The following is a 14,523-nucleotide window of genomic DNA, read 5'->3' on the forward strand; positions in this document are numbered from 1 at the left end:
GGCCGCCAGAGGGGCCGGAAGCGTAGGACGGCGGCGGAATACGGGCCTTGTGTTGCGGCGGCACGACACCGTCAGAAGCGTAAAATTCGCTCCTTGCCGTCTCTCTGCTGCCCATGACCTCGTTCGCCAAAGAAACACTCCCCATCAGCCTCGAAGAGGAAATGCGTCGCAGTTATCTCGATTACGCCATGAGCGTGATCGTGGGCCGCGCGCTGCCGGACGCGCGCGACGGGCTCAAGCCCGTGCATCGCCGCGTGCTGTTCGCGATGCACGAACTGAACAACGACTGGAACCGGCCGTACAAGAAGTCGGCCCGTATCGTGGGCGACGTGATCGGCAAGTACCACCCGCACGGCGACCAGTCGGTCTACGACACGATCGTGCGGCTGGCGCAGAACTTCTCGATGCGCCACATGCTGGTCGACGGCCAGGGCAATTTCGGCTCGGTCGACGGCGATATGGCCGCGGCAATGCGGTATACCGAAATTCGGCTGTCGAAAATCGCGCACGAAATGCTCGGCGATATCGACAAGGAAACGGTCGATTTCCAGGACAATTACGACGGCTCGGAAAAAGAGCCGGCGGTGCTGCCGAGCAAATTGCCCAATTTGCTGGTGAATGGCTCGGGCGGCATCGCGGTCGGCATGGCCACCAACATCCCGCCGCACAACCTCAACGAGGTGGTCGACGCCTGCCTGCACCTGCTGCGGCACCCCGAAGCCAGCATCGACGAGCTGATGGAGATCATCCCGGCGCCCGACTTCCCCACGGCCGGCATCATCTACGGCATCAACGGCATCAAGGACGGCTACCGCACCGGCCGCGGCAAGGTGGTGATGCGCGCGCGCTGCCACTTCGAGGACATCGACCGCGGCCAGCGCCAGGCGATCATCGTCGACGAGCTGCCCTACCAGGTCAACAAGAAGACGCTGCAGGAACGCATGGCCGAGCTGGTGCACGAGAAGAAGATCGAGGGCATCAGCCATATCCAGGACGAGTCCGACAAGTCGGGCATGCGGCTGGTGATCGAGCTCAAGCGCGGCGAAGTGCCCGAGGTGGTGCTCAACAACCTCTACAAGCAGACGCAGCTGCAGGACACCTTCGGCATCAACATGGTGGCGCTGGTCAACGGCCAGCCCAAGCTGTGCAACCTCAAGGACCTGATCCAGGTCTTCCTGCAGCACCGCCGCGAAGTGGTGACGCGCCGCACGGTCTTCACGCTGCGCAAGGCGCGCGAGCGCGGCCACGTGCTCGAGGGCCTGGCCGTCGCGCTGGCGAACATCGACGAGTTCATCCGCATCATCCGCGAATCGCCCACGCCGCCGGTGGCCAAGGCCGAGCTCATGACCCGCCCCTGGGACAGCAAGCTGGTGCGCGAGATGCTCACCCGCACGCGGGCCGACGGCGGCGTGATCAATGCCGACGACTACCGCCCCGACGGGCTCGAGCGCGAGTACGGCATGGGTGCCGACGGCCTCTACCGACTGTCCGAAACGCAGGCCCAGGAAATCCTGCAGATGCGCCTGCAGCGCCTGACCGGCCTCGAGCAGGACAAGATCGTCGCCGAGTACAAGGAAGTCATGGCGGAGATCGACGACCTGCTCGACATCCTGGCCAAGCCCGAACGCGTCTCGGTGATCATCGGCGACGAACTCAGCGTCATCAAGCAGGAGTTCGGCCAGACCAAGCTGGGCGCCCGCCGCAGCCAGGTCGAGCACAGCGCCTTCGACCTCTCGACCGAAGACCTGATCACGCCCACCGACATGGTGGTCACGCTCTCGCACAGCGGCTACATCAAGAGCCAGCCGCTCAGCGAGTACCGCGCGCAGAAGCGCGGCGGGCGCGGCAAGCAGGCGACGTCGACCAAGGACGACGACTGGATCGACCAGCTCTTCATCGCCAACACGCACGACTACATCCTGTGCTTCTCGAACCGCGGCCGGCTCTACTGGCTCAAGGTGTGGGAAGTGCCGGCGGGATCGCGCGGCTCGCGCGGCCGGCCGATCGTCAACATGTTCCCGCTGCAGGAAGGCGAGAAGATCAACGTCGTGCTGGCGCTGACCGGCGAGAAGCGCACCTTCCCGGCCGACCAGTACATCTTCATGGCGACCTCGATGGGCACGGTCAAGAAGACCGCGCTCGACGAGTTCAGCAACCCGCGCAAGGGCGGCATCATCGCGGTCAACCTCGACGACGGCGACTACCTGGTCGGCGCGGCGCTGACCGACGGCAAGCACGACGTGATGCTGTTCAGCGACGGCGGCAAGGCGGTGCGCTTCGACGAGGAAGATGTGCGTCCGCTGGGCCGCAATGCGCGCGGCGTGCGCGGCATGTCGCTCGAGGCCGGCCAGGGCGTGATCGCCATGCTGGTGGCCGAGGACGAACTGCAGAGCGTGCTGACCGCGACCGAAAATGGTTACGGAAAGCGCACAAGCATTACCGAGTACACCCGCCATGGCCGGGGAACCAAAGGCATGATCGCCATTCAACAGAGTGAGCGCAACGGCAAGGTCGTCGCGGCGACGCTGGTGCATGCCGACGACGAGATCATGCTGATCACCGACAAGGGCGTGCTCGTGCGCACCCGTGTCGCCGAAATCCGCGAACTCGGCCGCGCCACGCAGGGCGTCACGCTCATCGGCCTCGATGAAGGCGCGAAGCTCAGCGGCTTGCAGCGCATTGTCGAGAACGACGCGATCGCCGAAAGCGAGCCGGAGTCCGGCGCAGACGACACTTCCACATCTTCAACGGAGAATCCTCAGTGAAAAAATTCAAGCTTGCGGTCCTGACGGTCGCACTGGCAGCCAGTTCGATCGCCATGGCCCAGGACAAGGCCGCGCTGGTCAAGCAATTGCTCGAGGTCCAACGCCCCGCCATCGACGGCATGGCACGCATCCTGGTGAACGACTCCGTGGCGCCGATCCTCCAGGCCGGCGGCGAATACCTGCAGACGCAGGTTCCGCCGGAAAAGCGCGAAGCGCTGGGCAAGGCGGCCGAAGCCGAAGTGCAGAAGTACGTGCAGGAAGCCTTCCCCATCGTGCGCGACAAGGCCGTGCAGCTGGCACCCAGCACCGTGGGCCCGCTGCTCGAGCAGAACTTCAATGAAGACGAACTGCGCCAGCTCATCGCCTGGCTCAGCTCGCCGCTGAACAAGAAGTTCGCCGAACTGAACCCGCAACTGGGTTCCGCGCTCACGCAGAAGCTGGTGACCGACGTTCGCCCGACCATCGACCCGAAGCTGCAGGCGCTCAACGTGAGCGTGGCCAAGGCGCTGGGCGCACCGACCGACGGCCAGCCCGCGGCAGCGCAACCGGCGGCCAAGCCCGCGGCCAAAGCCCCCGCCAAGAAGTGACCCGGCCGGCGGGCGCGCGCCCTTACAACTTCTCCGCCGGTCCGGCCGCGATGCCGGAGGCGGTGCTGCGCGAAGCCGCAGCCGAGATGCTCGACTGGCATGGCAGCGGCATGAGCGTGATGGAGATGAGCCACCGCGGCAAGGAATTCGGCGCGATCTACGCGAAGGCCGAAGCCGACCTGCGCGCGCTGCTCGCCGTTCCGTCGAACTTCCAGATCCTGTTCATGCAGGGCGGCGGCCTCGGCGAGAATGCCATCGTGCCGATGAACCTGTCGCGCGGCGGCGTGGCCGACTTCGTCGTGACCGGCAGCTGGAGCATCAAGTCGCACAAGGAAGCCAAGCGCTACTGCGATGCGCGCATCGTGGCGAGCAACGCCGACGACCAGCACACGCAGCTGCCCGACCCGTCGACCTGGCAGCTCACGCCCGGCGCCGCCTACGTGCACGTGTGCACCAACGAGACCATCAACGGCATCGAATTCCAGACGCTGCCCGACCTGGCCGCGCTGGGTTCGGATGCGCCGCTGGTGATCGACTTCTCCTCGCACGTGGCCTCGCGCAGCGTCGACTGGTCGCGCGTGGGCCTGGCCTTCGGCGGCGCGCAGAAGAACCTCGGCCCGGCCGGCCTGACCATCGTGGTCGTGCGCGACGACCTGCTGGGCCATGCGCTCGAGATCTGCCCCAGCGCCTTCAACTACAAGACGGTGGCCGACAACCAGTCGATGTACAACACCCCGCCGACCTGGGGCATCTACATGGCCGGCCTGACCTTCGACTGGCTGCGCAAGCAGACCGAGGGCGAGCTGACCGGCGTGGCGGCGATGGAGCAACGCAACATCGCGAAGGCGAAGCTGCTCTACGACTTCATCGACGCCTCGGACTTCTACGCCAACCGCATCAGCCCCGACTGCCGCTCGCGCATGAACGTGCCCTTCTTCCTGGCCGACGAGGGCCGCAACGAGGCCTTCCTGGCCGGTGCGCGCGATGCCGGGCTGCTGCAGCTCAAGGGCCACAAGTCGGTCGGGGGCATGCGCGCGAGCATCTACAACGCCATGCCGCTGGAAGGCGTGCAGGCGCTGGTGGCCTACATGCGAGAATTCGAGCGATCGCGCGCCTAGCGTAGTGCCAGGGCCGCCGCTTTTTTTCTCGCACGATGTCCGACACCCCCACCTCGCCTTCCGACAATTCCGCCAGCCTGGCCGATCTGCGCGTGCAGATCGACTCGCTCGACCAGCGCCTGATCGACCTGCTGAACCAGCGCGCCCATGTGGCCGAGCTGGTCGGTGAGGTCAAGAAGCGCGAGGGCACGCCCTTCTTCCGGCCGGACCGCGTGGCGCAGGTCATCGACAAGATGCAGAAGGCCAACACCGGCCCGCTCAAGAGCCTGCACATCGCGGCCATCTGGCGCGAGATCATGTCGGCCTGCCTGGCGCTCGAGTCGCCGCAGCGCGTGGCGGTGCTCGGCCCCGAAGGCACCTTCTGCGAACAGGCCGCGGTCGAGTATTTCGGCGGCGCCGCCGACCTGGTCTATTGCGCCAGCTTCGACGAAGTCTTCCACGCCACCGCCGCGGGCAGCGCCCAGTACGGCGTGGTGGGCGTCGAGAACTCGACCGAAGGCGTGGTCACGCGTTCGCTCGACCTGTTCCTGCATTCGCCGACCCATGTGGTGGGCGAGGTCAGCCTGCTGGTGCGCCACCACCTGCTGCGCACCACCAATTCGCTGGGCGAGATCGAGGCCGTGCTGGCCCATCCGCAGGCGCTGGCCCAGTGCCAGACCTGGCTGTCCAAGCACCTGCCGAACGCCGAGCGCCGCGCCGTGTCGAGCAACGCCGAAGGCGCTCGCCTGGCCGCGGGCAACCCGGCCTGGGCCGCGCTGGCCAGCGACCGTGCCGCCACCCGCTTCGGCCTGCACATCGTGGCGCACGCGATCCAGGACGACTCCTACAACCGCACCCGCTTCGCCATCATCTGCCTGCCGCAGACGCTCGCGATGCCGCCGGCCTCGGGCCGCGACTGCACCAGCCTGGTGGTGTCGGTGCCCAACCAGCCGGGCGCGGTGCACGACCTGCTGATGCCGCTCAAGGCCAACAACGTCTCGATGACGCGCTTCGAGTCGCGCCCCGCGCGCACCGGCCAGTGGGAGTACTACTTCTACATCGACCTCGACGGCCATCCGTCGCAGCCCAACGTGGCGGCCGCGCTGGCCGAGTTGCGGACGCTGTGCGCCTTCTACAAGGTGCTGGGCGCCTACCCCGTCACCGCGTGAGCGGCCCGATGTTCGAGCAGCTCGGCCTGATCGGCTGCGGACTGATCGGCGGCTCCTTCGCCCTCGCGCTCAAGCGCGCCAAGCTGGTCAAGCGCGTGGTGGGCTACAGCAAGTCGCCCTCCACCACCGAACGCGCGCGCCAGCTGGGCGTGATCGACGTCGCGGCGCCCTCGGCGCTGCTGGCCGTCTCGGGCGCCGACCTGGTGCTGGTGGCGGTGCCGGTCGCGGCTTCGGAAGCCACCTTCAAGGCGATCCGCCACGGCGTCTCGGCCGACACGCTGGTGATGGACGTCGGCTCGACCAAGGGCGACGTGATCGAGGCCGCGCGCCGCGGCCTGCAGACGCAGTTCGCGAGCTTCGTGCCGGCCCACCCTATCGCCGGCAAGGAAGTCGCGGGCGTGGAGCACGCCGAGGCCTCGCTGTTCGACGGCCGGCAGGTGATCCTCACGCCCACCAAGACCACGCTGCGCTCCAACGTGCAGCGCGCCTCGCAGCTCTGGACCGGCGTCGGCGCGCAGGTGCTGACCATGACGCCCGAGGCCCACGACAGCGCCTTCGCCGCCGTGAGCCATCTGCCCCACATGCTGGCCTTCGCCTTCATCAACGGCCTCGCCGGGCAGCCCGAGGGCGCCCGTTTCCTCGAACTCGCCGGCCCCGGCTTCCGCGACTTCACCCGCATCGCCGCCAGCGACCCGGCCGTCTGGCGCGACATCCTGCTGGCCAACCGCGAGCAGGTGCTGCTGCAGTCGCAGGCCTTCCGCGCCCAGCTGCAGGCCTTCGAGGCGATGCTCGGCGCCGGCGACGCGCAGGCGCTGGAGAACGCCATCGCCGAGGCCCGCCAGACCCGCTCCGACTGGCGACGCACGCCGGCCCCCTGACCATGTTCTCGTCCCCCTTCCTCGACCTCCCCTCCTTCGTCGCCGCCTCGGGCGTCGTCCGGCTGCCCGGCTCCAAGAGCATCTCCAACCGCGTGCTGCTGCTGGCCGCGCTGGCCGAAGGCACGACCACGGTCCACGACCTGCTGGATTCGGACGACACGCGCGTCATGCTCGACGCCCTGCGGGCGCTGGGCTGCCAGGTCGACGCCACCGGCGCCGCACTCCGCATCGAGGGCCTGGGCGGCCGCCTGCGCACGCCGCAGGCCGCACTGTTCCTGGGCAACGCCGGCACCGCGATGCGGCCGCTCACCGCCGCGCTGGCGCTGCTGGGCGGCGACTTCGAGCTCAGCGGCGTGCCGCGCATGCACGAGCGCCCGATCGGCGACCTGGTGGACGCGCTCACGCAGCTCGGCTGCCGCATCGACTACCTCGGCAACCCGGGCTATCCGCCGCTGCGCATCCACCCGGTGCCGGCCGACACCCTCACGCTCGACGCCCCGATCCGCGTGCGCGGCGACGTGTCCAGCCAGTTCCTGACCGCGCTGCTGCTGGCGCTGCCGCTGGTGGCGACGCGCGACATCGTGATCGACGTGGTCGGCGAGCTCATCTCCAAGCCCTACATCGAGATCACGCTCAACCTGCTCGCGCGCTTCGGCATCGAGGTGCGGCGCGAGGGCTGGCAGCGCTTCACGATTCCGGCCGGCAGCCGCTACCGCTCGCCGGGCGAGATCCACGTCGAGGCCGACGCCTCCTCGGCCAGCTACTTCATCGCGCTGGGCGCGCTGGCGGCCACCGGCGACGGCCTGCGCATCGAGGGCGTGGGCGCCGACTCGATCCAGGGCGACATCCGCTTCGTCGAGGCCGCGCGCGCGATGGGCGCCCAGGTCGAGAGCGGCCCCAACTGGCTGCGCGTGGCACGCGACGCCTGGCCGCTCAAGGCCATCGACCTCGACGCCAACCACATCCCCGATGCGGCCATGACGCTGGCCGTGATGGCGCTCTACGCCGACGGCCCGAGCACGCTGCGCAACATCGCCAGCTGGCGCGTCAAGGAAACCGACCGCATCGACGCCATGGCCTGCGAGCTGCGCAAGCTGGGCGCCACGGTGGAGGACGGCCCCGACTTCATCCGCGTGCATCCGCTGGCCCAGGCCGGCTGGCGCGCCGCCAGCATCAAGACCTACGACGACCACCGCGTGGCGATGTGCTTCTCGCTGGCCGCCTTCAACCCGGCCGGGCTGCCGGTGCGCATCCTCGATCCGCACTGCGTCGCCAAGACCTTCCCCGACTACTTCGAGACCCTGTTCGAGGTGATCGAGCCGACCGGGATCCCGGTGATCTGCATCGACGGGCCGACGGCCTCGGGCAAGGGCACGCTGGCGGTGGAAGTCGCGCATGCGCTGGGCTACCACTACCTCGATTCGGGCACCCTGTACCGCGTGACCGGGCTGGTCACGCGCCGCGCCGGGCTCGAACCCGTGCCCGCCCACGAGGCGCAGATCGCGGCCCTGGCCCAGGCGCTGCCGCTGCAGTTCGTCAAGGGCAAGGCCATGCTCGACGGCGAGGACGTCAGCGATGCGATCCGCACCGAAGCGGCCGGCATGGACGCCTCGCGCGTCTCGGCCCTGCCCGGCGTGCGGACCGCGCTGCTGGCGCTCCAGCAGCGCTTCCGCCAGCTGCCGGGCCTGGTGGCCGACGGCCGCGACATGGGCACCGTGATCTTCCCCGACGCGGCGCTCAAGGTCTTCCTCACGGCCAGCGCCGCGCAGCGTGCCGAGCGCCGGCATAAGCAGTTGATTTCAAAGGGTATTTCGACTACACTCGACAGTCTTCGCTCCGACCTGGAAGCACGCGACGCCCGGGACTCCTCCCGCAGTGTCGCGCCGCTGAAGCCGGCGAAGGATGCACGCCACCTGGACAACTCCCAGCTCTCGATCGCGCAATCGATCGAGCAGGTGCTGGACTGGTGGCAGGCGCTACAGCCCTTCAAGAAGTCTTGAGGGGTGTTTTCCGTCCAGCCGGTCCCCGCCGCGCGTCAGCGCACCGATCTGCTGGTTTTGCAACCCACCGGGCCCCAAGCCCCTAACCCAACCGCCGTCGCCAGACCCCAGTGCAGTCGCAATCGTGCCGCTGCCAACCCTGCGTGACGGAAGGAAATGACACATGTCTGAATCTTTTGCCGACCTATTCGAAGAGTCCCTGAAGCGTTCCGAAATGCGCACCGGCGAGGTCATCACGGCCGAAGTCGTGCGCGTCGAGCACAACCACGTGGTGGTCAACGCCGGCCTGAAGTCCGAAGCGTATGTGCCAATCGAAGAGTTCAAGAACGACAAGGGCGAACTCGAAGTCCAGGCCGGCGATTTCGTTTCCGTTGCCATCGGCAGCGTTGAAAACGGCTACGGCGACACCATCCTCTCGCGCGACACCGCCAAGCGCCTCGCTTCGTGGCTGGCCCTCGAGAAGGCCCTGGAATCGGGCGACTTCGTCACCGGCACCACCAGCGGCAAGGTCAAGGGCGGCCTGACCGTCCTGGTCAACGGCATCCGCGCCTTCCTGCCGGGTTCGCTGATCGACACGCGTCCGATCAAGGACCTGACCCCGTACGAGAACAAGACCCTGGAATTCAAGGTCATCAAGCTCGACCGCAAGCGCAACAACGTCGTGCTGTCGCGCCGTGCCGTGGTCGAAGCCAGCATGGGCGAAGAACGCGCCAAGCTGATGGAAACGCTGAAGGAAGGCGCAGTCGTGCGCGGCGTGGTCAAGAACATCACCGAATACGGTGCGTTCGTGGACCTCGGCGGCATCGACGGCCTGCTGCACATCACCGACATGGCATGGCGCCGTGTCCGCCACCCGAGCGAAGTCGTTCAGGCCGGCCAGGAAATCACCGCCAAGATCCTCAAGTTCGACACCGAGAAGAACCGTGTCTCGCTGGGTCTCAAGCAAATGGGTGACGACCCGTGGATGGGCGTTTCGCGCCGCTACCCGCAATCGACCCGCCTGTTCGGCAAGGTCACGAACATCGCCGACTACGGCGCGTTCGTCGAACTCGAACCCGGCATCGAAGGCCTGGTGCACGTCTCCGAAATGGACTGGACCAACAAGAACATCGCTCCGAACAAGATCGTCTCCCTGGGCGACGAAGTCGAAGTCATGGTCCTGGAAATCGACGAAGACAAGCGCCGCATCAGCCTGGGCATGAAGCAGTGCAAGGCCAACCCGTGGCAAGAGTTCGCTCAGAACACGAAGCGTGGCGACCGCGTCAAGGGCCCGATCAAGTCGATCACCGACTTCGGCGTGTTCGTGGGTCTGGCTGCCGGCATCGACGGCCTGGTTCACCTGTCCGACCTCTCGTGGAACGAAACCGGCGAAGCCGCGGTTCGCAACTACAAGAAGGGCCAGGAAGTCGAGGCTCTGGTGCTCGCAGTCGACGTCGACCGCGAACGCATCAGCCTGGGCATCAAGCAGCTCGACAGCGACCCCTTCACCACGTTCACCACCGTGAACGACAAGGGCCAGATCGTGACCGGCAAGGTCAAGACCGTGGACGCCCGTGGTGCTGAGATCGACCTCGGCGAAGACATCATCGGCTACCTGCGTGCTTCGGAAATCTCGCGCGACCGCGTCGAAGATGCCCGCAACGTGCTCAAGGAAGGCGACGAAGTCACGGCCGTCGTGGTGAACGTGGATCGCAAGACCCGCAACATCCAGCTGTCGATCAAGCAGAAGGACATGGTCGACGAACAAGGCGCCATGGCCAGCCTGAGCCAGCAGTCGGCACGCGAAAACGCGGGCACGACGAGCCTGGGCGCCCTGCTGCGCGCCAAGCTGGACAACAGCGACAAGTAAGCTGTCCCAGGAGACAGAGCCGGCCTTCGGGCCGCTCTGTCTTTTTTTTCGTCTTCGTTTTTTTCGCAGGCCCATGACACGTTCCGACCTCGTTGAAGAACTCGCAGCCCGCTTCTCGCAGCTGACGCACCGCGATGCCGAGTACGCCGTCAAGACCATCCTCGATGCGATGGGCGACGCGCTGGTGCGTGGGCACCGCATCGAGATCCGCGGTTTCGGCAGCTTCTCGGTCAATCGGCGGCCGCCGCGCATCGGACGCAATCCGCGCTCGGGCGAAAGCGTTCAGATTCCCGAAAAGCGCGTGCCGCACTTCAAGCCGGGCAAGGCCCTGCGCGAAGCGGTCGACGCACGCACCGCCGAACTGGATGCCGCCGACAAGGCCTGAAACCGGGCCCGACGACCCCCTAGAATCGTCCCGCCACCGGTGACGATCATGAAATACCTCCTGTGGCTGCTCAAGGCAGCCATTTTTTTTACCCTCTTCGCCTTCGCGCTGAACAACCAGCACGACGCGACCGTCTACTTCTTCTTCGGCACCTCGTGGCGCGCGCCGCTGGTGCTGGTGGTGCTGGCCGCCTTCGCGGGCGGCCTGGTGGTGGGCGCGCTGGGCATGCTGCCCGGCTGGTGGAAGCACCGCGCGGCGGCCGCGCAGCGCCCTGCCGTCGTCCCCGACGAACTCGCCATTCCCGCGGCGCCCATCCCCGCGCCCCCTCCGACCGACCTGCCCGCCGTCAGACAACATGGACTTTGATTTCAGCTGGCTGCTGCTCAGCCTGCCCGCGGCCTTCGTGCTGGGATGGCTGGCCTCGCGCTTCGACATCCGTCAGCTGAAGCTGGAGAACCGGCAGGCCCCCAAGGCCTACTTCCGCGGCCTCAACTTCCTGCTCAACGAGCAGCAGGACCAGGCCATCGACGCCTTCATCGAGGCGGTGCAGAACGATCCCGACACGCAGGAGCTGCACTTCGCGCTGGGCAACCTGTTCCGCCGCCGCGGCGAGTACCAGCGCGCGGTGCGCGTGCACGAGCACCTGCTGGGCCGCGGCGACCTGTCGCGTGCCGACCGCGAACGCGCGCAGCATGCGCTGGCCCAGGACTTCCTGCGCGCCGGCCTGCTCGACCGCGCCGAAGCCGCGCTGCAGAAGCTCGAAGGCACGCGCTACGAGAACGAATCGCGGCTGGCGCTGCTGGCCATCTACGAGCGCTCGCGCGAGTGGGCGCAGGCCGCCGACGTGGCGCAGAAGCTCGACGACGCCGAGCAGGCCAGCTACAGCACACGGCGTGCGCACCACCTCTGCGAGCAGGCGGCCGAGCAGGTGGCCATGGGCGACGCCACCGCCGCCGGCGCGCTGCTGCGGCAGGCCGTGGCGCTCGCGCCCGAGGCGCCCCGCCCGGCCATCGACACCGCCACGCTGCAGTTGCGCAACGGCGATGCGGCGCAGGCCTTCGAGACGCTGGCCGCGCTCAGCGAGCGCGCGCCGCTGGCCCTGCCGCTCTACGCCGCCACGCTGCAGCAGGCGGCCGTGGGCGCACAGCGCGGCGGCGATGCGCTGGCCCTGCTGCAGGCGCGCTATGCGCAGACGCCGTCGATCGACGTGCTCGAGGCCATCATCGCGCTCGGCGGCACGCCGGTGCGCGCCGAGACCGCCGGCGAGGCGCCAGCCGAACCGCGCGACGGCTACATCGCCCACCTGGCCCGCCAGCCTTCGCTGGTGGCTGCTTCACGCTGGCTGGCCGGCGAAACCTTCGCGCACGAGCAGTTCCATCCGCAGGTGCAGCGCGCACTCGACCTGGCCACCCGGCCGCTGATGCGCTACCGCTGCGCGGCCTGCGGCTTCGAGGCGCACCAGTACTTCTGGCACTGCCCGGGCTGCCAGGCCTGGGACAGCTACCCGCCGCGCCGCGTCGAGGAACTCTGAACGGCCGCGGCCCACACCGTAGGCCATTCGCATTGCGGGGAATCCCTGCCTTGCTCCCGGGCGTGAAGAGCACCTAAGCTGTCGCGGCACCTCCCGCCCGCGCGGGCGGTGCGGTGCTTCTTCACATCAAAAAACTCAGGGAGAGTTCATGTTCAAAAAAATCCTGGCCGTCACGGCCTTCTTGCTGTTCGCCTGCACGTCCTTCGCCGCCGTCGATGCCAACAAAGGCAGCCCGGCCGATCTCGATGCACTCAAGGGGGTCGGTCCCGCCATGTCCAAGCGCATCGTCGATGCGCGACAGCAAGGTGCGTTCAAGGACTGGCCCGACTTCATGCAGCGCGTGAAGGGGGTGAAGGAAAAGACGGCGGCCAAGCTGTCGGCCCAGGGGCTGACCGTCAACGGCGAGGCCTTCAAGGACGCGGCCGCCGCCGCGCCCGAGCGCGTCAAGGGCCAGCCCCGGGCGGCCAAGGCGCCGACCGGCACCACCCCCGCGAAGTGACGCGGGCCACGCGTCGCCTACCCAAAAAACCGCCCCTCGGGCGGTTTTTTTGATGGCGGCGCGTGCGGGGAAACGCGGCCATCGTGGCCCGATATTTGCTCATATGCTCGCGATCGCCTTCCCCATCCACTCGACGGAGAGCCCATGAATCACAAGTTCACCCGTGCTGCCATGGCGGCAGTCGCCGCCCTCAGCTTCGTCAGCATCGGCTTCGCGCAAACCAAGTGGGACCTGCCGACCGCCTACCCGGCGACCAACTACCACACCGAGAACATCACGCAGTTCGCCAAGGAGGTGGAGGCCGCCACCGGCGGCAAGCTCAGGATCACGGTGCATGCCAACGCCTCGCTGTTCAAGGCACCCGAGATCAAGCGTGCGGTGCAGAGCGGCCAGGCCCAGGCCGGCGAGATCCTGCTGGCCAACTTCGCCAACGAGAACCCGGTCTACGCGCTCGACGGCGTGCCCTTCCTGGCCACCACCTATCCGGAAGCGATGAAGCTCTACACAGCCTCCAAGCCGGCCATGGAGAAGCTGCTCACCGCCCAGGGCATCAAGGTGCTGTTCGTGGTGCCCTGGGCGCCGCAAGGCATCTACTCCAGGAAGGAGATCAGCTCGGTGGCCGACCTGCGCGGCATCAAATGGCGCGCCTACAGCCCCGCCACCGCCAAGATCGCCGAACTGGTGGGCGCACAGCCGGTGCAGATCCAGCAGGCCGAGCTCAGCGCGGCCATGGCCACGGGCGTGATCGAGAGCTACATGAGCTCGGGTTCGACCGGCTACGACACCAAGACCTACGAGAGCCTGAAGAACTTCTACGACACGCAGGCCTGGATTCCCAAGAACGCGATCCTGGTCAACGCCAAGTCCTTCGACGCGCTCGACGCCCCCACCAAGGAGGCCGTGCTCAAGGCCGCCAGCGCTGCCGAGACCCGCGGCTGGAAGGTCGCCGAGGAGAAGAACACCGAGTACAAGCGGCTGCTGGCCGAGCGCGGCATGAAGATCCACAAGCCGTCGGCCAAGCTCGATGCCGACATGCGCCAGGTCGGCAGCATCATGCAGGCCGACTGGCTCAAGGCCGCGGGCGCCGACGGCGCCGCGATCGTCTCGGCCTACAAAAAATAGGGCGGCCGCATGCGCCGCTTCCTCGACGCCCTGTACGACGGTGCCGGCGCGCTCGGCGCCTTCTGCGTATTCCTGATCTTCGTGCTGATGATCCTGGCCGGCGTGGGCCGGCAGATGAACTGGCACGTCAGCGGGCTCAACGACGTGGTGGCCTGGCTCTGCGCCGCGGCCGCCTTCCTCGCGATGGCGCACGCCTTCCGGCACGGCGACTTCGTGCGCGTCACGCTGCTGCTCGATGCCGTGCCGCCCAGGGTGCGGCGCGTGCTCGACGTGGCCTGCCTGCTGATCGCCTCGGTCTCGGTGACCTACCTCACCTATGCGGCCACCAGCTTCACCTGGGAGAGCTACGAGTTCGCCGAGATGGCCACCGGCCTGGTCGTGATCCCGATCTGGATCCCGCAGGCGACCTTCGTCGTGGGCTGCTGGCTGCTGTTGATCGCGATGGTCGACGAGCTGGTCGGCGTGGTGCGTGGCGAGAAGCCGAGCTACCAGCGGGCGGTCGAAGAACGGCACGCGGCCGGCGACTTCTCCTCGGAGGTGTGAGCAGGCCATGAAAAGCGGACATCCGAACGCAGAAGGGAAACCCAAACGGCGCAGAAGTCGCAGCAGCGAACTCTTCAGATCTCTCTTTGTCTTTTCTG

General features: G+C 67.5%; 13 protein-coding genes. All 13 read left to right on the forward strand.

Annotation, left to right across the window (positions count from 1 at the left end):
- Window positions 1-113: 113 nt before the first annotated feature.
- The 13 genes from gyrA (at window position 114) to QTI20_RS18600 (ending at window position 14,425) form a co-directional block, all read left to right on the forward strand.
- Window positions 114-2,765, forward strand: coding sequence for a DNA gyrase subunit A (gene gyrA / locus QTI20_RS18540; RefSeq protein ID WP_286552969.1), 2,652 nt, complete (start codon window positions 114-116; stop codon window positions 2,763-2,765).
- Window positions 2,762-3,352 carry a DUF2059 domain-containing protein gene (locus QTI20_RS18545; protein ID WP_286552971.1) on the forward strand — a complete coding sequence of 197 codons (591 nt, stop codon included), beginning with the start codon at window positions 2,762-2,764 and terminating at the stop codon, window positions 3,350-3,352. Before gyrA ends, QTI20_RS18545 begins: the two co-directional genes overlap by 4 nt.
- A 50-nt stretch (window positions 3,353-3,402) precedes the next feature.
- Window positions 3,403-4,470, forward strand: a complete 1,068-nt coding sequence (serC, locus tag QTI20_RS18550; protein WP_286553470.1) for a 3-phosphoserine/phosphohydroxythreonine transaminase — start codon at window positions 3,403-3,405, stop codon at window positions 4,468-4,470.
- A gap of 35 nt (window positions 4,471-4,505) precedes the next feature.
- Window positions 4,506-5,618, forward strand: a complete 1,113-nt coding sequence (pheA, locus tag QTI20_RS18555; RefSeq protein ID WP_286552972.1) for a prephenate dehydratase — start codon at window positions 4,506-4,508, stop codon at window positions 5,616-5,618.
- An 8-nt stretch (window positions 5,619-5,626) separates the two neighbouring features.
- Entirely contained in the window at window positions 5,627-6,496 is an 870-nt protein-coding gene (locus tag QTI20_RS18560; protein ID WP_286552973.1) for a prephenate dehydrogenase, read from the forward strand.
- Between the two features lie 2 nt (window positions 6,497-6,498).
- Complete coding sequence (locus tag QTI20_RS18565) at window positions 6,499-8,496, forward strand: bifunctional 3-phosphoshikimate 1-carboxyvinyltransferase/cytidylate kinase (RefSeq protein ID WP_286552975.1); 1,998 nt, start codon at window positions 6,499-6,501, stop codon at window positions 8,494-8,496.
- A 163-nt stretch (window positions 8,497-8,659) separates the two neighbouring features.
- A complete protein-coding gene (rpsA, locus tag QTI20_RS18570; protein ID WP_183026287.1) occupies window positions 8,660-10,345 on the forward strand; it encodes a 30S ribosomal protein S1 in 1,686 nt (561 codons plus the stop codon).
- 73 nt (window positions 10,346-10,418) lie between these two features.
- Complete coding sequence (locus QTI20_RS18575; RefSeq protein WP_183026286.1) at window positions 10,419-10,730, forward strand: integration host factor subunit beta; 312 nt, start codon at window positions 10,419-10,421, stop codon at window positions 10,728-10,730.
- Window positions 10,731-10,778: 48 nt separating this feature from the next.
- Complete coding sequence (locus QTI20_RS18580; RefSeq protein WP_286552977.1) at window positions 10,779-11,096, forward strand: LapA family protein; 318 nt, start codon at window positions 10,779-10,781, stop codon at window positions 11,094-11,096.
- Window positions 11,086-12,261 carry a lipopolysaccharide assembly protein LapB gene (lapB, locus tag QTI20_RS18585; RefSeq protein ID WP_286552979.1) on the forward strand — a complete coding sequence of 392 codons (1,176 nt, stop codon included), beginning with the start codon at window positions 11,086-11,088 and terminating at the stop codon, window positions 12,259-12,261. The genes QTI20_RS18580 and lapB overlap by 11 nt, the downstream gene beginning before the upstream one ends.
- A gap of 148 nt (window positions 12,262-12,409) precedes the next feature.
- Window positions 12,410-12,760 carry a ComEA family DNA-binding protein gene (locus QTI20_RS18590; RefSeq protein ID WP_286552980.1) on the forward strand — a complete coding sequence of 117 codons (351 nt, stop codon included), beginning with the start codon at window positions 12,410-12,412 and terminating at the stop codon, window positions 12,758-12,760.
- A 144-nt stretch (window positions 12,761-12,904) separates the two neighbouring features.
- Window positions 12,905-13,882, forward strand: a complete 978-nt coding sequence (locus QTI20_RS18595; RefSeq protein ID WP_286552982.1) for a TRAP transporter substrate-binding protein — start codon at window positions 12,905-12,907, stop codon at window positions 13,880-13,882.
- Between the two features lie 9 nt (window positions 13,883-13,891).
- Window positions 13,892-14,425, forward strand: a complete 534-nt coding sequence (locus tag QTI20_RS18600; protein WP_286552984.1) for a TRAP transporter small permease — start codon at window positions 13,892-13,894, stop codon at window positions 14,423-14,425.
- Window positions 14,426-14,523: the final 98 nt, after the last annotated feature.

The sequence above is a fragment of the Variovorax sp. J2P1-31 genome (assembly GCF_030317215.1).
Lineage (GTDB): Bacteria > Pseudomonadota > Gammaproteobacteria > Burkholderiales > Burkholderiaceae_C > Variovorax.